The organism is Rhodococcus sp. Z13 (assembly GCF_025837095.1).
GTDB classification, from domain to species: domain Bacteria; phylum Actinomycetota; class Actinomycetes; order Mycobacteriales; family Mycobacteriaceae; genus Rhodococcus; species Rhodococcus sacchari.
Genome location: NZ_CP107551.1, coordinates 2,532,225 through 2,554,575, shown reverse-complemented (window position 1 = coordinate 2,554,575; position 22,351 = coordinate 2,532,225). Strand labels below are relative to the sequence as shown.

Annotated in this window: 17 protein-coding genes and 1 pseudogene; 13 read left to right on the top strand and 5 right to left on the bottom strand. The window is 70.5% G+C overall.

The features are described from left to right. Positions 1–10 precede the first annotated feature (10 nt). Positions 11–625 (top strand): ANTAR domain-containing response regulator, encoded by a 615-nt coding sequence (locus OED52_RS11585; protein ID WP_264151040.1) that lies wholly within the window; start codon positions 11–13, stop codon positions 623–625. 116 nt (positions 626–741) lie between these two features. Further along, entirely contained in the window at positions 742–3,465 is a 2,724-nt protein-coding gene (gene polA / locus OED52_RS11580) for a DNA polymerase I (RefSeq protein ID WP_264151039.1), read from the top strand. A 135-nt stretch (positions 3,466–3,600) separates the two neighbouring features. Here polA and trxA read toward each other — a convergent pair whose 3' ends face one another. After that, a complete protein-coding gene (trxA, locus tag OED52_RS11575; protein WP_264151038.1) occupies positions 3,601–3,987 on the bottom strand; it encodes a thioredoxin in 387 nt (128 codons plus the stop codon). A gap of 108 nt (positions 3,988–4,095) precedes the next feature. After that, a complete protein-coding gene (locus OED52_RS11570; RefSeq protein WP_264151037.1) occupies positions 4,096–4,614 on the bottom strand; it encodes a 2'-5' RNA ligase family protein in 519 nt (172 codons plus the stop codon). Between the two features lie 37 nt (positions 4,615–4,651). Between OED52_RS11570 and OED52_RS11565 the strand changes: the two genes are divergently transcribed. From OED52_RS11565 to OED52_RS11550, 4 genes are read left to right on the top strand one after another with little or no spacing between them, the layout of a single operon-like run. After that, positions 4,652–5,722: an isocitrate/isopropylmalate dehydrogenase family protein gene (locus OED52_RS11565; protein WP_264154672.1), complete on the top strand. Its 1,071-nt coding sequence runs from the start codon at positions 4,652–4,654 to the stop codon at positions 5,720–5,722. Positions 5,723–5,768: 46 nt separating this feature from the next. Continuing rightward, positions 5,769–6,701, top strand: coding sequence for an ABC transporter substrate-binding protein (locus OED52_RS11560; protein WP_413247653.1), 933 nt, complete (start codon positions 5,769–5,771; stop codon positions 6,699–6,701). Between the two features lie 11 nt (positions 6,702–6,712). After that, positions 6,713–7,699: an amino acid ABC transporter permease gene (locus tag OED52_RS11555; RefSeq protein WP_264151036.1), complete on the top strand. Its 987-nt coding sequence runs from the start codon at positions 6,713–6,715 to the stop codon at positions 7,697–7,699. 17 nt (positions 7,700–7,716) lie between these two features. Beyond that, a complete protein-coding gene (locus OED52_RS11550) occupies positions 7,717–8,469 on the top strand; it encodes an amino acid ABC transporter ATP-binding protein (RefSeq protein WP_264154670.1) in 753 nt (250 codons plus the stop codon). A gap of 41 nt (positions 8,470–8,510) precedes the next feature. On the opposite strand, the gene OED52_RS11545 is transcribed toward OED52_RS11550, so the two are convergent. Then, complete coding sequence (locus OED52_RS11545) at positions 8,511–9,458, bottom strand: class I SAM-dependent methyltransferase (protein ID WP_264151035.1); 948 nt, start codon at positions 9,456–9,458, stop codon at positions 8,511–8,513. A 219-nt stretch (positions 9,459–9,677) separates the two neighbouring features. Between OED52_RS11545 and rpsA the strand changes: the two genes are divergently transcribed. Then, on the top strand, positions 9,678–11,135 hold the full coding sequence (gene rpsA / locus OED52_RS11540; protein ID WP_264151034.1) for a 30S ribosomal protein S1: 1,458 nt from the start codon (positions 9,678–9,680) through the stop codon (positions 11,133–11,135). Between the two features lie 146 nt (positions 11,136–11,281). On the opposite strand, the gene OED52_RS11535 is transcribed toward rpsA, so the two are convergent. Further along, positions 11,282–11,497, bottom strand: a complete 216-nt coding sequence (locus OED52_RS11535) for a hypothetical protein (RefSeq protein WP_264151033.1) — start codon at positions 11,495–11,497, stop codon at positions 11,282–11,284. Between the two features lie 267 nt (positions 11,498–11,764). On the opposite strand from OED52_RS11535, the gene OED52_RS11530 reads away from it, so the two are divergent. The 5 genes and pseudogenes from OED52_RS11530 to OED52_RS11510 form a co-directional block, all read left to right on the top strand. Then, positions 11,765–15,184 (top strand): BTAD domain-containing putative transcriptional regulator, encoded by a 3,420-nt coding sequence (locus OED52_RS11530; RefSeq protein ID WP_264151032.1) that lies wholly within the window; start codon positions 11,765–11,767, stop codon positions 15,182–15,184. A gap of 188 nt (positions 15,185–15,372) precedes the next feature. Then, complete coding sequence (locus OED52_RS11525; protein WP_264151031.1) at positions 15,373–16,761, top strand: FAD-binding oxidoreductase; 1,389 nt, start codon at positions 15,373–15,375, stop codon at positions 16,759–16,761. A gap of 231 nt (positions 16,762–16,992) precedes the next feature. Beyond that, entirely contained in the window at positions 16,993–17,277 is a 285-nt protein-coding gene (locus OED52_RS11520) for a hypothetical protein (protein ID WP_264151030.1), read from the top strand. A gap of 46 nt (positions 17,278–17,323) precedes the next feature. After that, the gene (gene coaE, locus OED52_RS11515) at positions 17,324–18,598 is read left to right on the top strand and encodes a dephospho-CoA kinase (RefSeq protein ID WP_264151029.1); all 1,275 of its coding nucleotides are present in this window, start codon (positions 17,324–17,326) and stop codon (positions 18,596–18,598) included. A gap of 120 nt (positions 18,599–18,718) precedes the next feature. Next, a pseudogene (locus OED52_RS11510) lies at positions 18,719–19,532 on the top strand (LLM class flavin-dependent oxidoreductase); the annotation flags it as partial. Positions 19,533–19,565: 33 nt separating this feature from the next. Here OED52_RS11510 and OED52_RS11505 read toward each other — a convergent pair. Next, a complete protein-coding gene (locus OED52_RS11505; RefSeq protein ID WP_264154669.1) occupies positions 19,566–20,075 on the bottom strand; it encodes a ribonuclease FAU-1 family protein in 510 nt (169 codons plus the stop codon). A gap of 78 nt (positions 20,076–20,153) precedes the next feature. Here OED52_RS11505 and uvrB point away from each other — a divergent pair, with 78 nt between their 5' ends. Beyond that, positions 20,154–22,313 carry an excinuclease ABC subunit UvrB gene (uvrB, locus tag OED52_RS11500; RefSeq protein ID WP_264154668.1) on the top strand — a complete coding sequence of 720 codons (2,160 nt, stop codon included), beginning with the start codon at positions 20,154–20,156 and terminating at the stop codon, positions 22,311–22,313. Positions 22,314–22,351: the final 38 nt, after the last annotated feature.

Here is a 22,351-nt window from a genome sequence, read left to right as displayed (position 1 = left end):
AGGCCCGACCATGGCAGCCGCGCCGCACGACAGCACCGCAACGTCCCGTCGGGTCGTGGTGGCCGAGGACGAGGCTCTGATCAGGCTCGATCTTGTGGAGATGCTCCGTGAGGAGGGCTACGAGGTCGTGGGTGAGGCCGGCGACGGACAGCGGGCCGTCGAGCTCGCCGAGGAGCTGAAGCCGGATCTGGTCATCATGGACGTCAAGATGCCCCGCCGCGACGGCATCGACGCCGCCTCCGAGATCGCCCAGCGCCGTATCGCACCTGTGGTTATTCTCACAGCCTTCAGTCAGCGTGAACTCGTCGAGCGCGCCCGGGACGCCGGTGCCATGGCGTATCTCGTCAAACCGTTCTCCAAGAGCGATCTCGTGCCGGCCATCGAGGTCGCCGTCAGCCGCTTCGCGGAACTGCGCGAACTCGAACGCGAGGTGCAGGGACTCAACGAACGCTTCGAGACCCGCAAGCTCGTCGACCGCGCCAAGGGGCTGCTCATGGACAAGCACGCGATGACCGAACCCGAGGCCTTCCGGTGGATCCAGCGCACCGCCATGGACCGGCGCACCACCATGAAGCAGGTCGCCGTGGTCGTCATCGAGAACCTGGGCGAGGAGTCCGCCGGATAACTCCCGCTGCGTCGACCGGTCCTCCGGTCGGTGTCGCCTTCGACCGGTCCTCCGGTCGGTGTCGCCTTCGACCGGTCCTCCGGTCGGTGTCGCCACGGGTCCCTAGACTGACACGCGTGACCCGTGCATCCACTTCTCCGAAGACCGCTGCGTCCGCCGTCGACCGCCCGACCCTGCTGCTCCTCGACGGGCACTCGCTGGCCTTCCGGGCGTTCTACGCGCTGCCCGCCGAGAACTTCAAGACCCACAGCGGGCAGACCACGAACGCGGTCTACGGGTTCACCTCGATGCTCATCAACCTCCTGCGCGACGAGCAGCCCACCCACGTCGCCGCGGCATTCGACGTCAGCCGCAAGACCTTCCGCGCCGAACTGTTCGCCGCCTACAAGGCCCAGCGCAGCGCCGCCCCCGACGATTTCAAGGGCCAGATCGACCTCACCAAGGAGGTCCTCGGCGCGATGGGCATCCCGGTCATGGCGATCGAGGGCTACGAGGCCGACGACATCATCGCCACCCTCGCCACCCAGGCGCAGAACCAGGGCTTCCGGGTGCTCGTCGTCACCGGCGACCGCGACGCGCTGCAGCTCGTCAACGACGACGTCACCGTGCTGTACCCGCGGCGCGGCGTGTCCGACCTGACGCGCTTCACCCCGGAGGCGGTCGAGGAGAAGTACGGCCTGACGCCCCAGCAGTATCCCGACTTCGCGGCGCTGCGCGGCGACCCGAGCGACAACCTGCCCGGCATCCCCGGAGTGGGGGAGAAGACCGCCGCCAAGTGGATCCGCGAGTACGGCAGCCTCAGCGGCCTCGTCGACCGCGTCGACGAGGTGCGCGGCAAGACCGGCGACGCGCTGCGCGAGAACCTGTCCAACGTGCTGCTCAACCGGCAGCTCACCGAGATGGTCCGCGACGTCGCCGTGCCGTACACCCCCGACCAGCTCGCCCTCGCCCCCTGGGACCGCGACCGCATCCACCGTCTGTTCGACGACCTCGAGTTCAAGGTCCTGCGCGACCGGCTGTTCGACACCCTGTCCTCCGCCGAACCCGAGGCCGAGGAGGGCTTCGAGGTGCGCGGCGGCATCGTCGAACCGGGTGCGCTCGGCGACTGGCTGGCCGAACACGCCCCGGCCGGCAAGCGGCACGGCCTGGCCGTGACCGGCACCGGCACCCCCTACGGCGGCGACGCCACCGCGATCGCCGTGGCCGGAGCCGATGGGGAGGGTGCCTACGTCAGCACCCTCGCGCTCACCCCGGAGGACGAGACCGCGCTCGCCGCGTGGCTCGCCGACCCGGCCGTGGAAAAGGCCGTGCACGAAGCGAAGTCGGCGCTGCACGCGCTGCGGGGCCGGGGCTGGACGGTCGCCGGGATCACCAGCGACACCGCACTCGCCGCCTATCTCGTGCGGCCCGGGCAGCGGTCGTTCAAGCTCGACGACCTGTCGCTGCGCTACCTCAAGCGCGAACTGCGCGTGGAGGACACCGGCGCGCAGCAACTGTCGCTGCTCGACGACGAGGACGCCGCGGACGCGCAGGTCGCCGAGAGCCAGATCCTCGCGGCGCGGGCCGTCGTCGACCTCGCCGCCGCGCTCGACACCGAACTCGAGGCCATCGAGTCGACGCACCTGCTCACCGACATGGAACTGCCGCTGCTCGAGGTCCTCGCCGACCTCGAATCCACCGGCATCGCAGTCGACATCGACCATCTGCACGACCTGCAGTCGGAGTTCGCCGCTCAGGTCGCCGCGGCCGCGAACGCCGCCTACGAGGTCATCGGCAAGCAGATCAACCTCGGATCGCCGAAGCAGCTGCAGGTGGTGCTCTTCGACGAACTCGAGATGCCGAAGACGAAGAAGACCAAGACCGGCTACACCACCGACGCCGACGCCCTGCAGAACCTGTTCGACAAGACGGGCCATCCCTTCCTCGAACACCTTCTCGCGCACCGCGAGCACACCAAGATGAAGACCACCGTCGACGGGCTCGTGAAGTCGGTGGCCGACGACGGCCGCATCCACACCACCTTCAACCAGACGGTCGCCGCGACCGGCCGCCTGTCGTCGACCGACCCGAACCTGCAGAACATCCCGGTCCGCACCGAGGCGGGTCGACGCATCCGTGACGGGTTCGTCGTCGGCGAGGGTTTCGATCTGCTGCTCACCGCCGACTACAGCCAGATCGAGATGCGCATCATGGCGCACCTGTCGGCCGACGAGGGCCTGATCGAGGCCTTCCGCACCGGCGAGGACCTGCACACCTTCGTGGCGTCGCGGGCCTTCGGGGTGCCGGCGGAGGAGGTCACCCCCGAGCTTCGGCGCCGGGTCAAGGCCATGTCCTACGGGCTGGCCTACGGGCTCAGCGCCTATGGTCTCGCGCAGCAGCTGAAGATCTCCATCGACGAGGCCCGCGAGCAGATGGAGGCATACTTCACCCGCTTCGGTGGGGTGCGTGACTACCTGCACAACGTCGTCGAGGAGGCCCGCAAGGTGGGCTACACCTCCACCCTCTACGGTCGCCGCCGCTATCTGCCCGATCTCAACAGCGACAACCGGCAGCGCCGGGAGGTCGCCGAACGCGCCGCGCTCAACGCCCCCATCCAGGGCACCGCCGCCGACATCATCAAGGTCGCGATGATCGACGTGCAGAAGGCGCTGTGCGAGGCCGGGCTGCGGTCGCGGATGCTGCTGCAGGTACACGACGAACTCGTGCTCGAGGTCGTCGAGTCCGAACGCGAGCAGGTCGAGGCGCTGGTGCGCGACAAGATGGACTCGGTCATCGAGCTGTCCGTGCCGCTCGAGGTGTCCGTCGGCTACGGCCGCACCTGGGACGCCGCCGCGCACTGACCCCGCTCCGGCGGCCCGGGCGTGCACGACGCGGGTACGGCACCGCTGTAGATGGACGATTCCGCCGTAGAACGACGAAGGCGCCCCCCGGGATCCCCGATCCCCGGGCGGCGCCGTCGGCTTCGTTCGCCTCGTCTACGGTCGTGGTGCCTGGGCCTCGGCGGCGCGGGCTGCGGCGATCTGCTTGCGGACCTCGTCCATATCGAGAGCCTTCACCTGGGAGACCAGATCGTCGAGGGCGGCCGGCGGGAGAGCTCCGGCCTGGTTGTAGACCAGGATGCCTTCACGGAAGGCCATGACGGTCGGGATCGAGCGGATGTTCGCCGCCGCGGCGATCGCCTGCTCGGCCTCGGTGTCGACCTTGCCGTGGACGACGTCGGGGTGCTTGTCCGACGAGGCCTCGAAGGTCGGCGCGAACTGTTTGCACGGTCCGCACCAGTCGGCCCAGAAATCGACGAGTACAATGTCGTTGCCGGTGACGACCTCGTCGAAGTTCTGCTGTGTGAGGGTCTGTGTAGGCAAGAGGGTCCTTTCGTTCGAGTATGTCCCGTCTTCAACACCCGGCCCTCCGGGTTTCTTCCCGCCAGGTGTTGATAAGTCACGTTACGCGATCGTGACCGTGCACGTGCCTCAAACGAGGAGCCACTCGCGGCGGGCCTCACCGTCCCAGCGACGGATCCCCGCACTCGAACCCAGCAGCTTTCGTTCCGGGGTCTGCACTGCCAGCAGCGCGGTGCCGAGCCGTGCGGACGGGACCCGGCGGGCCAACGTCACGTGCGGGGTCCATTCCCCCGGGCGGATGTGATCCGGGATCCCGGGACATCCGGCCAGCGCCGTGTACACGCGGGCCTGCAGGTCCAGCAGTTCCGCCGACGGCACCACTGCCCGGGCCAGGGTCGCGTGCCGGCCCCCGAAGACCACCACACCGCCGAGCCGGACGGTGAGCCGCCGCACGGCGATCGCCGCCTGCACCGCCTCCTCGAGTTCGGCCGGGATCTCCCGCGCCACGAACAACGTCATGTGCGGGCGGTTGGACTCCGAACGGATCCGCCCCTGACTCGCGATACCCGCCTCGAGCAGCCGAGACCACTCGTCGCGCACCACCGCGTCGAGCCCCGCATCGAGGAGCAGTTCCACCGATTGGACCACGGTAGGCAATGATGGCCGGGTGATCGACGACACCGCAATGCTCCGGCCCTATCGCATCGGCATCCTCGAGGGGGACGGCATCGGTCCCGAGATCGTGCCCGCGACCCGGACCGTCGTCGACGCCGCCGTCGAGGCCGCCGGTGGACCGCCCGTCGAATGGGTGCCGCTGCCCATCGGGACCTCCGCCATCGAGACCCACGGCAGCCCTCTGCCCGACAGCACCCTCGCGGCGCTCGAAGGACTCGAGGCCTGGATCCTCGGCCCCCACGACAGCGCCTCCTATCCCGAGGCGTTCCGCGGCGAACTCACCCCCGGCGGCCGGATCCGCAAGCACTTCGACCTGTTCGCCAACATCCGTCCCGCCTGCGCGCTCCCGGGTGTGCGGGCGGTGTCGCCGAAGATGGACCTCGTCCTCGTCCGCGAGAACACCGAGGGTTTCTACGCCGACCGGAACATGGCCGTCGGCAGCGGCGAATTCATGCCCACCCCGGACGTGGCGCTCGCCGTCGGGGTGATCACCCGCGCGGCGTGCGAACGTATCGCCCACACCGCCTTCGACCTCGCCTCGCGGCGCCGCAAGCGGGTCACCGTCGTGCACAAGGCGAACGTGCTCTCCCACACCACGGGACTGTTCCGCGACGTGTGCCGGGAGGTCGGTCGGCTGTACCCGAGCGTGACGGTCGACGACGCCCACGTCGACGCGATGGCCGCGCTGCTCGTGCGCCGCGGTGAGGAGTTCGACGTCGTGGTGACGGAGAACATGTTCGGCGACATCCTGTCCGATCTCGCCGCCGAACTGTCCGGCTCCCTCGGCACCGCCGCGTCCATCAACGCCTCGCGCACCAAGACGATGGCGCAGGCCGCACACGGCGCAGCACCCGACATCGCCGGGCAGGACTGCGCCGACCCCATCGCCCTGATGCTGTCCGCCGCCATGCTTCTCGACCGTGTCGGCGCGCGCGAGGACGTCTACTTCATCGACGCCGCACGCCGCATCGAGGACGCGGTGCGGGCCACCGTCGCCGCCGGCATCGCCACCCCCGATCTCGGTGGCACGGCGTCGACAACCGGCTTCACCGAGGCCGTCGTGCAGCGACTGCGCGCCTGACCTCGGTTTGCGTCCGGCTCCCCTCCGGGTTGGATACTGTGCGACTGTGAATCCAGCAGCGCACACGCGGCGCGGGGAGACGCTCCGGCGTCGTCTCGCGCGGAGGTTGTGCGGACCGATCGGGGTGCTGGCTGTACTCACCCTCGCGACCGGATGCGTCGTGAACACCGAATCGACGGTGCCGCCGGGGGAGCGCATCCGCGCCGAGAAGTCCGACGCCATCGCCGCGCAGATACCCCCGGACATCGCCGACGGTGGCACCCTCGAGATCGGTGTGAACACCCCTTACGCGCCCAACGAGTTCAAGGACGACGACGGCACCATCGTGGGATTCGCCGTCGAACTCGTCGAAGCGCTCGGCGACGTCCTCGGCCTGACACCGGTGTTCACCGAATCCGACTTCGACCGGATCATCCCGGCCGTGCAGGCCGGCACCTTCGAGATGGGGTCCTCGTCGTTCACCGACACCAAGGAACGCGAGGAGACGGTCGACTTCGTCACCTACTACAGCGCCGGGGTGCAGTGGGCTCAGCGCACCGGTGAGCCCGTCGACCCCGACAACGCGTGCGGACTGCGGGTCGCGGTGCAGACCACCACCATCGAGGACATCGAGGAGGTCCCGGCCAAGAGCGAGGAATGCATCGCCCGCGGTCTGCCGCCGATCGACAAGGTCAAGTACGACAGCCAGGACGAGGCCGCCAATGCCCTGATCCTCGGCCGTGTCGACGCGATGTCCGCCGACTCGCCGGTCACGGCCTACGTCATCGCCCGCAGCGAGGGACGCCTCGAGGACGCCGGGCCCCTCTTCGACGCCGCGCCCTACGGGTTCGTCGTCGCCAAGGACTCGCCGTTCGGGCCGGTCCTGCAGCAGGCGGTGCAGAACCTCGTCGACACCGGCGTGTACGCGCAGATCCTCGAGCGCTGGGGTATGGAGGACGGTGCGATCACCACCTCGCAGATCAACGGTGCGACGAGCTGAGGAAGGGAACCATGAGCGAGTCCACGTCCGCGTCACCCGCGGACCCGCGACAGGACGAACCGGAACCGATCCGCGCGGTACCGCTGCGCCATCCCGGCCGGTGGATCTCCGGCGCCCTCGTCCTGATCGCCCTGGGCCTGTTCGCCTGGGGTGCGGCCACCAACGAGGCCTACCGCTGGGACGTCTACTTCCAGTACCTGTTCGACCGCCGGATCACCGCCGCCGCGTGGAAGACCATCCAGCTCACGGTGCTCGCGATGCTGTTCGCCGTACTCCTCGGTGTGCTGCTCGCCGTGATGCGGTTGTCCCCGAATCCGGTGCTGCGCTCGGTGGCGTGGCTGTACCTGTGGGTCTTCCGTGGCACCCCGGTGTACGTGCAGCTGGTGCTGTGGGGCCTGTTCCCGTCGATCTACAAGCAGATCGACATCGGCATCCCGTTCGTCCACCAGTTCGTCCACATCGACGTGCAGGGCATCAACGCGGCGTTCCTGTTCGCGGTGATCGGCCTCGCCCTCAACGAGGCCGCCTACATGGCCGAGATCGTGCGGGCCGGCATCTCGTCGGTGCCCGAAGGGCAGATCGAGGCGTCCACCGCGCTCGGCATGTCGTGGTCGCAGACCATCCGGCGCACCGTGCTGCCGCAGGCGATGCGGGTGATCATCCCGCCCACCGGCAACGAACTGATCAGCATGCTCAAGACCACCTCGCTGGTCGCGGCCGTGCCCTACAGCCTCGAGTTGTACGGCCGCGCCCGGGACATCTCCGGCGCGAACTTCCAGCCCATCCCGCTGCTGCTGGTCGCGGCCACCTGGTACCTCGCCATCACCAGCGTGCTCATGATCGGCCAGTTCTACCTCGAGCGGTACTTCTCGAAGGGTGTGAGCCGGCAGCTCACCGCCCGGCAGCTGCAGGCCCTGGCCGACGCGCAGAACACGCCGGTCGCGGGACTGACCCTCGACACCCCCAAGCCCGGCGCACCAGGAGAGGACGCGAGGTGACCACAGCCGACACCCCCATGGTCCGGGCCGACCGGGTCTGCAAGAGCTTCGGTGCCGTGAAGGTGCTCAAGGGCATCTCTCTCGAGGTCGGCCGCGGCCAGGTCACCTGCCTCATCGGCCCGTCCGGCTCCGGCAAGTCGACCTTCCTGCGGTGCATCAACCACCTCGAACGGGTCGACGCCGGTCGGCTCTACGTCGACGGTGAACTCGTCGGCTACGCCGAACGCGGCTCCAGGCTGTACGAGCTGCACCCGCGCGCGGCGGCGCGGCAACGCCGAGACATCGGCATGGTGTTCCAGCACTTCAACCTGTTCCCGCACCGCACCGTCCTCGAGAACGTGATCGAGGCCCCGATCCTCGTCAAGAAGGTCAAACGCGACGCGGCGATCGAGCGGGCACGGGACCTGCTCGGACGGGTCGGGCTCGCGAGCAAGGCCGACGCCTATCCGGCCCAGCTGTCCGGCGGGCAGCAGCAGCGTGTCGCGATCGCCCGGGCGCTGGCGATGGAACCCAAGCTGATGCTGTTCGACGAGCCCACCTCGGCGCTCGACCCGGAACTCGTCGGCGAGGTGCTCGCCGTCATGCGCGATCTCGCCGAGGGCGGCATGACGATGGTCGTGGTCACTCACGAGATGGGTTTCGCCCGGGAGGTCGCCGACCAGCTGGTGTTCATGGACGGCGGTGTCGTCGTCGAGGCCGGCGACCCGCGCGAACTGCTGTCGAACCCGAAGGAGAGCCGCACCCGGGAGTTCCTGTCCCGGCTCCTCTGATCCCCGGTCGGTGGGGACCGGCCGGGGGGCCGGAGCTGGGGTCAGGCCCGCTCCGGTTTGCGGCTGCAGAAGATCGCGGTGCCGGGGAAGATCTCCCCGCGCAACGGACTCCACTGACCCCACTCGCGGTCGAGATGCTCCGGCCACTCGGGTTCGACGATGTCGTAGAGCTCGAGCCCGGCCGCGACCAGCTCGCGGACCCGGTCGCCGATCGTCCGGTGATGCTCGGCGTAGACCGCCTCGCCCTCGGCGTCGAACTCCACGTAGGGGGTGCGGTCGAAATAGGAGAACATCGCGACCAGTCCCTGCTCGCCCGGATCGTCGGCGAAGATCCAGCGCATCGGGTGGTTCACCGAGAACACCCAGCGTCCACCCGGCCGCAGCACCCGCGCGACCTCCCGCATCACCCGCGCCGAGTCGGCGACGAAGGGCACCCCGCCGAAGGCCGAGCACACGATGTCGAAACTCGCGTCCGGGAACGGCAGGTTCTCGGCGCCCGCCTGCACCAGCGGCACCCGCCGGCCCGCGGCGTCCATCGCGGCGAGGCCGCGACGCAGCATCCCCTCCGAGACGTCCAGGCCCACCGCGCGGGCACCCAGGCCGTCGAGCCAGCGGGTGCACGGCGCGGACCCGCAGCCGATCTCGAGCACGTCGCGCCCCGCGACCGGGCCCAGCAGCTGCACGTCGGCCTCGTGGAGCCCCTCGGGACACCACACGAACTCGCCCTCGCTCGAGTCCACCCCGAGGAACTCGCCGTGGGTACGGTGGTAGTCGTCGGCGTCGGCGTCCCACCAGGTGCGGTTGGCGCGTTCGCTGGCGAGGGAGCCGAGACGGGTCCGGGCCGGCCGGGTCTCGCCGAGCAGCTCGGCCGCGGTGGCGTGCCGCTCGGTTTCCTCGGCCGGCTCCGCTGGGGTGCCTCCGACCTGCGACGTCGGGGAATCGTCGCCGGGCTGCGACGGTGCGGGGGAGGCGTTTTCGGATCCGGACATATGGTCCAGCCTAGAGGGTCGCGCGAGTGGTCCTGCGTATCGGTTTGCCCAGGTCCCCTCCGACGCGTAGCCTGGTGATCGCGAGTGTCCGCTGTTCGGCTCCCGGGTCGATCCGCTCCACTCGCCGTGACCCGCACATCGCCTCGCGGCAATGGGTGGATCGCGAGCCCGACCGCATTTGACCAACCGACTAACAACCCGTCCGGAGCAACTCAACACATGGCCTCCACCACCGTCACCTCGCCGCAGGTAGCCGTCAACGACATCGGCTCCGCCGAGGATTTCCTCGCCGCCGTCGACGCCACGATCAAGTACTTCAACGATGGCGACATCGTCGAAGGCACCATCGTCAAGGTCGACCGCGACGAGGTGCTGCTCGACATCGGTTACAAGACCGAAGGCGTCATCCCGTCCCGCGAGCTCTCCATCAAGCACGATGTCGACCCCAACGAGGTCGTGTCGGTGGGCGATGAGGTCGAGGCCCTCGTTCTCACCAAGGAGGACAAGGAAGGCCGCCTGATCCTGTCCAAGAAGCGTGCGCAGTACGAGCGCGCCTGGGGCACGATCGAGGAGCTCAAGGAGAAGGACGAGGCTGTCAAGGGCACCGTCATCGAGGTCGTCAAGGGCGGCCTGATCCTCGACATCGGTCTGCGCGGCTTCCTGCCCGCCTCGCTCGTCGAGATGCGTCGCGTCCGCGACCTCCAGCCGTACGTCGGCAAGGAGATCGAGGCCAAGATCATCGAGCTCGACAAGAACCGCAACAATGTGGTCCTGTCGCGCCGCGCATGGCTCGAGCAGACCCAGTCCGAGGTCCGCAGCGAGTTCCTGCACCAGCTCCAGAAGGGTCAGGTCCGCAAGGGCGTCGTGTCCTCCATCGTCAACTTCGGCGCCTTCGTCGATCTCGGCGGTGTCGACGGCCTCGTGCACGTCTCCGAGCTGTCCTGGAAGCACATCGATCACCCGTCCGAGGTCGTCGAGGTGGGCACCGAGGTCACCGTCGAGGTCCTCGACGTCGATCTCGACCGCGAGCGCGTCTCCCTGTCGCTCAAGGCCACCCAGGAAGACCCGTGGCGTCAGTTCGCCCGCACCCACGCGATCGGCCAGATCGTTCCGGGCAAGGTCACCAAGCTCGTTCCGTTCGGCGCCTTCGTCCGCGTCGAGGAGGGCATCGAGGGCCTCGTCCACATCTCCGAGCTGGCCGAGCGCCACGTCGAGGTTCCGGACCAGGTCGTCGCGGTCGGCGACGATGCGATGGTCAAGGTCATCGACATCGACCTCGAGCGTCGTCGCATCTCGCTGTCGCTGAAGCAGGCCAACGAGGACTACACCGCCGAGTTCGATCCGTCGAAGTACGGCATGGCCGACAGCTACGACGAGCAGGGCAACTACATCTTCCCCGAGGGCTTCGATCCCGAGACCAACGAATGGCTCGAGGGCTACGAGAAGCAGCGTGAGGAGTGGGAGTCCCGCTACGCCGAGGCCGAGCGTCGCCACAAGATGCACACCGCTCAGATCGAGAAGATGGCTGCCGACGAGGCCGCCGAGGCTGCGGCCGGCGTGTCCGGTGGCAACTACTCCTCCGAGTCGGGTGCCGAGTCGGCCTCCGAGACCGGTGGATCGCTCGCCAGCGACGCCCAGCTCGCTGCGCTCCGCGAGAAGCTGTCCGGCAACGCCTGACGCACAACGCTTCACCCGGGCGGCCCCGCACCACACGGTGCGGGGCCGCCTTTTCCGGACCTCCCGTACGGAGGCACGGACGAAACGGCGCCGGCCCCTCCCGAACGGGAGAGGGCCGGCGCCGTCGTCGATGTGTGAAGCGGTGCTCAGCCCACCGCGGGGGACGCCCACTGGGCCGTCGGCAGGGCTGCCGTGCGCTTACGGATCGCGGCCTGGCTGTGCCGCGCATTCGTCACGAGCGAGGTGAACCAGTTGCGCCGGTGCTCGGCGAGGGCGGCGGCGACCTCGGGGATGAGGATGCAGTGAACACCGTTCTCCGTGCCGAGGCGGTGCCGACCGACGTAAGAGTGGGAGGATCGCATGGCCTGCCTTCTCGGATGATCCGGACGAGCCGGGGTCGGACGCTTCGCAACGACGATAACGGACTGGAACCCTGCTTCCACGCATATGCCGCAGGTGGGACGGGGTGTGTCCGATTTCCGGACGAGCACGCGACCCGTCCGTGACCACGCCGTGATCGACACGTGGTTCCGCGGGCGGCGGTGTGGAGCCGATGTCGCGCAGACGGTGGGAACTGTCCCTACACTGCAACAATCGTCGGGGTCGGACGGGGCGAGGGAGCTCACCGCATGCAGTACCGAGTGCTGGGACCACTGGCGGTGCTGCGGGATCCGGCCGACGACGAGGGCGCCGGATCTTCCTCGTCCGCGGCGCAGGTGGATCTCGGGCCGCGCAAGCAACGGGCGGTCCTCGCCGTCCTGCTGCTCAACCGCGGCCGCGTGGTCTCCACCGACCGGCTGATCGACGCCCTGTGGCAGGACGACGCGCCCGCCAGTGCGACGGCGAGCCTGCAGGCCTACATCTCCAACCTGCGGCGGGTCCTGCGCGGGGGGAGCAGTGCGGCCTCCCCGATCGTGCGCCAGCCACCCGGCTACGTCCTCGACATCCCCGCCGACAGGGTGGACCTGTCCCGCTTCCTCGACGACGCCGAGACCGCCCGGCGCCACGCCGAGGACGGGGCCTGGGAACTCGCCCTGGAGACGGCCGACCGGGCCCTCGGATCGGTGCGCGGACACCTCCTCGACGACCTGCGCGACGAACACTGGGTGGAGGTCGCCGCCGCCTCCTTCGACGAGGTGCGCATCGAATGCCGCGAAACACGGATCACCGCGCTGCTCGCGCTGGGCCGGCTCGCGCCCGCACTCGTCGACGCCACCGAACTGTGCACCGAGTTCCCCTACCGCGACCGCACCTGCTGGCTACGCATGCTCGCCCTGCACCGGGCGGGCCGCTCGTCGGAGGCCCTCGAACAGTTCCGCCTGCACGAGAACCGGCTCGACGCCGATCTGGGACTGCGGCCCGGGACGGAACTCGTCGACCTCCAGGGCTCGATCCTCCGGCACGAACCGGGTCTGGCGGCCTGGCCCCGCACCCGGGGCTGGACGGGAGCGGAGGAGGTCCCCTCACCGTCCAGCCCGGCCGTCGCCGCGGAGGTCCCGGCACCCGGGCGCATGTTCGTCGGCCGCACCGCCGAGACCGGTACCCTCGACCGGATGCTCGACGAGGTGCGGTCCGGCGCCACCCGCTGGGTCGTGCTCACCGGGCCCGCCGGCATCGGCAAGACCCGCCTCGCGGAGGAGTGCGAGGTGCGCACCGCCGCGGTCGGCGGCACCACCGTGTGGGCCCGCTGCCTCGAGGACGACGGCGCACCGGCGTGGTGGCCCGTCCGGCGGGTCCTGCGCGAGCTCGGCGCCGATGCCGACGACACCCTGATCCCACCCACCGGGGTGGAGTCCGACGAAGCCCGGTTCGCCGTCTACGAACGGGTCCTGACCGCTATCGAGACCGCCGCGACCCGCACCCCTGTGCTCACCGTCGTGCTCGACGACATCCAGTGGGTCGACGCGGCCTCCCTGCGCTGCCTGCTCCATCTCGCCGGCGCCCTGCACAAACGCGGCGTCTGGTTCGTGTGCACCCTCCGGGACTCCGAGACCACCCCCGGCGTGCAGAGACTCGTGGACGCGGTCCTGCACGGCGACGGCAACCGGCACCTCGAGGTCCCGGCCCTCGCGGAGACCGAGGTCGCCGCCCTGGCCGGTCACGTGAGCGGTGAACCGCTCGACGCCGGTGAGGCCCGCCTGCTCGCCGAACGGACCGGCGGCAACCCGCTGTTCGTGTCCGAATACGCCCGGCTGCCCCGCGACGAACGCCTCGACGGCGGCATCCCGATGGCCGTCCGCTCCGTCCTCGGCCGGCGGCTCGCCGCGGTGGAACCGGCCGTCCTGCAGGTCCTGCGGGTCGCCGCGATCGTCGGCGACACCATCGAGATGGACATCCTCGCCGCCGCGACCCGCCTCGATCCCGACACCCTCGCCGACTACCTCGACGGCGCCGCCGACGAACGCATCATCGTCGCCGACCCCGGCCTGCGGGGCTACGCCTTCGCCCACGGACTGCTGCGGGAGGAGGTGCTCGCCGCCATCCCCGCCATCCGGCGCCAGCGCATCCACGCGCGGGTCGCGGAGGCACTGGCCGACTCCGCGGACCCCGACCGGGCGAGCCGCCGCGCCCAGCACCTGGTGGCCGCGTCACCCCTCGTCGATCCGCGCGACGTGCTCGACGCGTGCGTCGTCGCGGCGCGGGAGGCCACCGACCGGTGGATCTCCGAGGAGGCGGCCCGCTGGTGGGACGCCGCCGTGCGGGCCTTCGACCTGCTGCCCGCCTCCGACCGGGATCCCGGCACCCGCGACGACCTGCTCGTCGCCCACGTCGAGGAGCTCGTGCGATCCGGGCGGGGACAGACCGTGCTCGACGCCGTGGAGGCCGGTCTCCTCGACGCGGTGCGGGACGGCCGCACCGCGACGGCGGGGCGCCTGGCCGCGACCCTGCTGCGCTCCGCCGGGGCATGGCCGTGGGTGTCCTACGGCAAGGATCCGGGACCCGTCCTCGAACGGCTCGCGGCCCTCGAACCGTTCGTCGCCGACGACCGTGCGGCCCGCGTCCGGGTGCTCGCCGCACTGGCCGCGGGGTACTGCTACCACCCCGACTCGTCGGTGCCCGACGGCCTGAGCCGGACCGCCCTCGAGATCGCACGCGACCTCCACGACCCCGACGTGCTCGCCGACGCCCTGCTGGGTCGGCTCCTCCTCTACTCGGGGGTCGCGACGCACAGTCACGAATCCGTCGCTCTCATCGACGAACTCCTCGCCCTTCCGCACCAGCAGAGCCGCTTCGACGAGGTGCTCGCCCACGCCCTCGGGAGCATGGCCCGGATGAACCTGGCCGACGTCGACGCCGCCACGAACCACGTCCGCCGGGGCATCATCGGCTGCGACCTGCTGCGGCTGCCCGTGATCCGCGTGCAGCTGCGCTGGATGGAGGCGACCCTCGCGGTGTGGCACGGGGACTTCGCCGAGGGTAGGCGCCACTACGAGACCGCCCGGCAGTTCCATCTGCAGACCGAGCTGTACACGGCGGGCAGCGCCGACCTGGCCACCAACACCCTCGAATGGGAGTGCGGCACCCTCGCCGACGCGGATCCCGGCACGGTGGAACCGGATTCGTGGAGCATCGCCATCGCCGGTGCCCGCCGGGACACCGAGACCGTCGCCCGTGACATCGAGCAGTGGGCGGCCAAGGGCGCCCCCTTCACGTGGACGACCCTCGGGCACCGGACCCTCATCGGGCGGGTCGTCGCCGACCTCGGGCTCGTCGAGTACGCCGAGTTGTTCCTCGACCTGCTCGGCCCGTTCACCGACCGCATCGCGACGGTGGGGCAGGTCGGGGTGATCGGCTCGGTGGCGGAGGTCTGTGCGCGGCTGCAGGCGCTGCTCGGCCGCACCGACGACGCCGTGCGGTTGCTCGATCGGGCCGAGGAGCTCGCGACCCGCACCGCGAGCCCACCGACCCTGTTGCGGTGCCGGTTGCTGCGTGCCCAGCTGAGGCCACCGTCCGCGCAGCGCAGCCGCGAGATCGCCGACATCGCCGACGCGGCGACCCGCACGGGGATGCTGGGCCTCGCGGCCTACGCACGGTCGATCCCGGCCTGAACCGACGCGGTCGATCCCGACCTGAACCGACGCGGTCGATCCCGACCTGAACCGACGCGGTCGATCCCGACCTGACCGGTCCTTGGAGGACGCCTGGACGGCGCGCGGATCGCGCCGCAAGAACCCGCCAAGTGCGCCTCGGCACCCTTTCGTCACAGCCGAGAACCTGTGACGAAAGGACAGTGCAGATGACCTCCCGGATGCCCACCCTCGGTACCGACCCCCTCGACACGCTCCGCACGACGATCTCCGGATCCGTCGCCCTCCCCGGCGAACCCGGCTACGACGCCGCCACACCCTGGAACCTCGCCGTCCCGGTCCGGCCCCGGGCGGTGATCGCCGTCGAGTCCGCGTTCGACGTCGTCACCACTGTCCGGTTCGCCGCCGAACACGATTTGAAGGTGGCCGTGCAACGCACCGGGCACGGTGCCGTGCCGCTCGGCGACGACGTCCTGCTCGTGTACACCGCCCGCCTCACCGAATGCACGATCGATCCGGGCACCCGCACCGCGCGGCTCGGCGCCGGGCTGGTGTGGCAGCAGGTCATCGACGCCGCCGCGCCCCACGGCCTGGCCCCGCTCGCCGGATCGTCCCCGAACGTCGGCGTGGCCGGCTTCCTGACCGGCGGGGGCGTCGGGCCCCTGGTGCGCACCTACGGGTTGTCCGCCGACCACGTGCGGGCCTTCGACCTCGTCACCGGCAACGGGGACGTGCTCCGCGTGACCCCCGACCAGCACGCCGAACTGTTCCGGGGACTGCGCGGCGGCAAGGCGACCCTCGGGATCGTCACCGCCGTCGAGATCGACCTGATGCCCCTGCCGAGCTTCTACGGCGGCGCCCTGTACTTCGACGGCGCGGACGCCGCGGCGGTGGCCCACACCTGGCTGGACCTGTGCGCGGACCTGCCCGAGCACACCTCCACCTCGCTGGCCTTCCTCCAGCTCCCGCCGCTGCCGGGAGTGCCCCGACCCCTCGCGGGACGTGCCACCGTCTCCGTCCGGTTCGCGAGCGTCGCGGACGCGGCCGACGCAGAAGCGATCATCGGTGCCCTGCGCGGTGTGGCCACCCCGATCCTCGACGGCATCGGCACACTGCCCTACACGGCGCTCGGGGCCGTGCACGCCGACCCGGTCGACCCGATGCCCTCCCACGAGTACAGCGCACTGACCCGTGACCTGACCCACGAGGCGATCGACGCCCTGCTGGCGGTCGCGGGGCCGGGCTCGCACTCGCCGCAGACGATCGTCGAGCTGCGCTTGCTCGGCGGTGCGCTGGACCGGGAACCGCGGCACCGCAGCGTCTTCTGCCACCGCGACGCCGCCTTCTCCGTGATGGTCATCGGGGTGCTCGCCCCGCCGGTCGCCGACGCCGTCGTCCCGCACACCCACGTCCTCGACCGGGCGCTGGCGCCGTGGACCACGGGGACGGCGATGCCCAACTTCGCGGCCACCGGCGACCCGGCCCGGATCGCCCGCACCTACGACGACGACACCGCGCACTGGCTCGGTGCCCTCGCCGACGAACACGATGCCCACGGGGTGCTGCGCGTCGGGCAGGTCGTGCGTACCTCCCGATGACCGCGCACCGCCCGACACCGGCCCCCACCACCGACCCCTCGACCCGAACAGGGCAGTCAATGCGCATCGTCCGATCGATCACCGGACTCGGCCTCGTGGCGAGCGCCGCACTCGCCCCGACCGGCTGCGGCGACGGCTTCCTCCCGGAGGCCGGCGGCGCGGCCCGACCCCCGCTACGTCCCCGCGGGCTCCGCCCCGCCGGGCTCGCCCGTCGAGAACACCGTGCCGTTCATGGGCATGCACCGGACGAACGCCGCCGACGGCGTGGCCCCCGGCTCCTTCGAGTTCACCGAGGTGCTGCTCCACGGGTCGTGGGACGGCGAGTTCGTCTTCATCGAGCCGATGATGACCCGGGACCGGCTGGCCACCCGGCCGTCCCTGCGGGAGGTCGTCGAGCAGCCGGCCGCCTACCGGCGCACCGGCTACTACCCCACCCTGTACACCGTCGACTTCGACGAGGAGGCGGGGGAGTACGTCATCGCCCTGTCGGGTCCGACGATGCGGGAAGGCTCGTAGCGACCGCGATGATGCCGGGGCGGCGCGGTGATGCGAGACTGTCGGCGTGCTGAGAATGGGGCTGACCGGAGGAATCGGGGCGGGCAAGTCGACCGTCGCCAAGGAACTCGTCGACCTGGGCGCGGTGCTCGTCGACGCCGACGCCATCGCCCGGGAGGTGGTCGCGCCCGGCTCCGACGGACTCGCCGAACTCGTCGACGCCTTCGGGGAGGACATCCTCCAGCCGGACGGCAGTCTCGACCGGCCCGCCCTCGCCGCCAGGGCGTTCGCCAGCGACGAGGCCCGGGCCGTGCTCAACGCCATCACCCACCCGCGGGTCGGCCGGCGCACCGCCGAACTGGTGGCCGCCGCACCCGCCGACGGCATCGTCGTGCAGGACATCCCGTTGCTCGTCGAAGGCGGCATGGCGGCGGGATTCCACCTCGTCGCGGTGGTCCACGCCGACGAGGACCAGCGCCTGCGGCGGCTCGTCGAACAGCGCGGCATGCCGGAGGCCGACGCCCGCGCCCGCATCGCGGCGCAGGCGACCGTGGAACAACGCCGCGAGGTCGCCGACGTCTGGCTCGACAACACCGGTGACCGCGACGCGGTGGTCGAGCAGGTGCGGCGCCTGTGGACCGAACGGCTCGTCCCGTTCGAGCGGAACCTGCGGGAGGGCCGGGTCGTCGACCCGCAGCCCGTGCCGGTCCCCGCACGGGAGGACTGGCACCGCCAGGCGCAGCGGCTCGTCGCCCGGCTCGCGCTCGCGGCCGGGGGAGCGGCGGTGCGGATCGACCACGTCGGCTCCACCGCGGTGCCCGGACTGGATGCGGTCGACGTGCTCGATCTGCAGATCACCGTCGCCGACCTGGACGCGGCGGACGCGCTCGCCCCGGCGCTCGCCGCCGCGGGCTTCCCCCGGATCGAGGACGTGGTGAGCGACGAGCCGAAGCCCTCCTACGGTGCGGGTGGCGAGACCGATCCCGGGGTGTGGGCGATGCGGCTGCACGGCAGCGCCGATCCGGGACGTCCCGCGCGGGTGGCCGTGCGTGTCGACGGCTGGCCCGCCCAGCAGTTCGCGCTGCTGCTGCGCGACTGGCTGACGGCCGACGCCGAGGCGCGGCAGGAGTACGCCGATCTCAAGGCAACCGCCGCGGCAGAGGCGCTCGAGGCCACCGCCGCGGCAGAGGCGCTCGAGGCCACCGCCGCGGCCGAGGCGGCGGCGCAGCATCAGGCCGGTGCCGAGGCGGCCGCGGCCTACGCCGCGCTCAAGGCCCCGTGGTTCGACCGCGCCTATCACCGGGCGTGGGAGTGGGCCGAGAAGACCGGCTGGTCGGCCTGACGTTCCGGTGCGGTGCGCATGCTGCGCACCGCACCGGGGAATGGCACCGCGCCGGGGAATGATCCGGCGGACCCCTCGGTCAGGGTGGTTGATACTTCAACTATTTGGCGGAGGTTCGTCGTGCAGTTCGGCATCTTCACCATCGGCGACATGACCCGCGATCCCACCACGGGCCGGATCCCCACCGAACACGACCGCATCCTCGCGATGACGAAGATCGCGCTGAAGGCCGAGGAGGTGGGCCTCGACGTCTTCGCGTCCGGCGAGCACCACAACCCGCCCTTCGTGCCGTCCTCGCCGACCACGATGCTCGGCTGGATCGCCGCCCGCACCGAGAAGCTGATCCTGTCCACCGCGACCACTCTGATCACCACCAGCGATCCGGTGAAGATCGCCGAGGACTTCGCGATGCTGCAGCATCTCTCGGGTGGTCGTGTCGACCTCATGCTCGGCCGCGGCAACACCGGGCCCGTCCACCCCTGGTTCGGCAAGGACATCCGCCAGGGCATCCCGCTCGCCCTCGAGAACTACCACCTGCTGCGCCGCCTCTGGCGCGAACGCGACCCCGACGGGGAGGGCCGACAATGCCCCCGTCTACGGCCACGGCCCGTCGTTCGAGGAGTTCTCCGCGACCACCCCGCTCACGGTCGGCATCCCCGAGCAGGTGATCGAACGTACCCTCGGGTTCGCCGACTACGCCGGCGACTACCAGCGGCAACTGTTCCTCGTCGACCACGCCGGGCTGCCGCTCGAGATGGTGCTCGACCAGATCGAGATCCTCGGCCGCGAGGTCGTGCCGGTGCTGCGCACCGAATTCGAGCGACGACGCCCCGCGCACGTGCCGTCGGATCCGCCCACGCACGCCGGCCTCGCCGCCCAGGGCGCCGGATCGCCGCACCGGCAGGTCGCTCCGGCGCGCGTGGGGCGGACGGACGCTGACCGCGCACCCGGCGGTGGCCCCGCGGGGTCACCGCCAGGAGACCGGCGCACCCTGCGCGTGCAGCCACGCATCGAGGTCGTAGCCGTGGGCGGCGATCCCGTCGACGGTGCGCAGCGCGGTGTGCACCGCCGCCTCCGCCGCGTCCGCGTCCAGCAGCCCGGCGCCCACCGCCGCGAACAACTCGTCGACGTCCTCGACGAGCGTCTCGCGCCCGGTGCGCACCACCAGGTCGAGGAAATGGTCGCGCGAATGCCACAGCTCGCCCTCGCGCCAGAACCGCCCGACGTCGACGTAGCGGTCCTGGTCGCGTTCGTTGCCCGGTGTGAAGTGGAAGATCGACACCCGCAGGCCCAGCTCCGGCAGCAGCCACGACTCCAGATAGTGGAACTGCGGATGATCCGACGGTCGCGCCATGTACAGGCCCCACGGCTCGACGCGGTAGACGTCCACCGGCCGGACGAAACCCTTCGGGTCGGTATTGGTTCGCGCCGCGACGTCGAACGTCTCGGTCTTCACGTGATGCGGGACGGCAGGCATGCCTGCACGCTAGCGGGCCGGAGCGCGCCGGAGGCGGCGCCCGCGTCCGTGTCGGTGGGAGCGCCTACCCTGGGGTGCATGGCGTTCGCAAGTGAACATCCAGTCGTCGCCCACTCGGAGTTCCGCCCGGTGGGCGATATCGAGCGCACCGAAGGTCGCTTCAAGGTCGTCAGCGAGTACGAGCCGGCCGGCGACCAGCCCGCCGCGATCGACGAGCTCGAACGCCGGCTGAAGGCGGGGGAGAAGGACGTCGTCCTGCTCGGCGCCACCGGCACCGGCAAGTCCGCGACCACCGCCTGGCTCATCGAGCGGATGCAGCGGCCCACCCTGGTGATGGCCCCCAACAAGACCCTCGCTGCCCAGCTCGCCAACGAGCTGCGGGAGATGTTGCCGCACAACGCCGTCGAGTACTTCGTCTCGTACTACGACTACTACCAGCCCGAGGCGTACATCGCGCAGACCGACACCTACATCGAGAAGGACTCGTCGATCAACGACGACGTCGAACGGCTGCGGCACTCGGCCACCTCGTCGCTGCTCTCGCGCCGCGACGTGGTGGTCGTCGCCTCCGTCTCGTGCATCTACGGCCTCGGCACGCCGCAGTCCTATCTCGACCGGTCCATCCAGCTCGAGGTCGGCGTGGAGGTGCCCCGCGACGCGCTGCTGCGTCTGCTCGTCGACGTCCAGTACACCCGCAACGACACGGCGTTCACCCGCGGATCGTTCCGCGTCAAGGGCGACACCGTCGACATCATCCCCGCCTACGAGGAACTCGCCGTGCGCATCGAGTTCTTCGGCGACGAGATCGACGCCCTGTACTACCTGCACCCGCTCACCGGCGACGTCGTCCGCAAGGTCGACTCCCTGCGCATCTTCCCGGCCACCCACTACGTCGCCGGTCCCGAACGCATGGAACGCGCCGTCGCGAGCATCGAGGCCGAACTCGAGGAACGCCTGGCCGACCTGGAGAACCGCGGCAAACTGCTCGAGGCGCAGCGGCTGCGCATGCGCACCCAGTACGACATCGAGATGATCCGGCAGGTCGGCTTCTGTTCCGGCATCGAGAACTACTCCCGCCACATCGACGGACGCCCCGCCGGCTCCGCGCCCGCGACGCTCATCGACTACTTCCCCGAGGACTTCCTCCTCGTCATCGACGAGTCGCACGTCACCGTGCCGCAGATCGGCGCGATGTACGAGGGCGACATGTCGCGCAAGCGCAACCTCGTCGACTTCGGGTTCCGGCTCCCGTCGGCCGTCGACAACCGGCCCCTGACCTGGGAGGAGTTCGTCGCCCGCATCGGGCAGACGGTCTACCTGTCGGCCACCCCCGGCCCCTACGAACTCGGGCGGACCGGAGGCGAGTTCGTCGAGCAGGTCATCCGCCCCACCGGCCTCGTCGACCCGAAGGTCGTCGTCAAGCCCACCAAGGGGCAGATCGACGATCTCGTGCACGAGATCCGCGAACGCGCCGACCGCGACGAACGCGTCCTCGTCACCACCCTCACCAAGAAGATGGCCGAGGACCTCACCGACTACCTGCTCGAACTCGGCATCCGGGTGCGCTACCTGCACTCCGACATCGACACCCTGCGCCGCGTCGAACTGCTGCGGCAGCTGCGCCTCGGCGAGTACGACGTGCTCATCGGCATCAACCTGCTCCGCGAGGGCCTCGACCTGCCCGAGGTGTCGCTCGTGGCGATCCTCGACGCCGACAAGGAAGGTTTCCTGCGCTCGACCACCTCGCTGATCCAGACGATCGGCCGCGCGGCCCGCAACGTCTCCGGCGAGGTGCACATGTACGCCGACAAGATCACCGACTCGATGGCGCGGGCCATCGAGGAGACCGAGCGGCGCCGCGAGAAGCAGATCGCCTACAACACCGAGCACGGCATCGACCCGCAGCCGCTGCGCAAGAAGATCGCCGACATCCTCGACCAGGTCTACCAGGAGGCCGAGGACACCGAGACCGTCGAGGTCGGCGGCTCCGGGCGCAACGCCTCGCGCGGGCGCCGCGCCCAGGGCGAATCCGGACGTGCGGTCAGCTCCGGCGTCGTCGAGGGCCGCGACACCTCCACCATGCCGCGCGCCGAACTCGCCGATCTGGTGCAGCAGCTCACCGACCAGATGATGCAGGCCGCCCGCGACCTGCAGTTCGAGCTCGCCGCCCGCCTGCGCGACGAGATCTCCGACCTGAAGAAGGAACTGCGCGGCATGGACGCCGCCGGCCTGAAGTAGCCGCTCGCCCCGGGCGGCGCCGCAGACTCGGGCGAGGG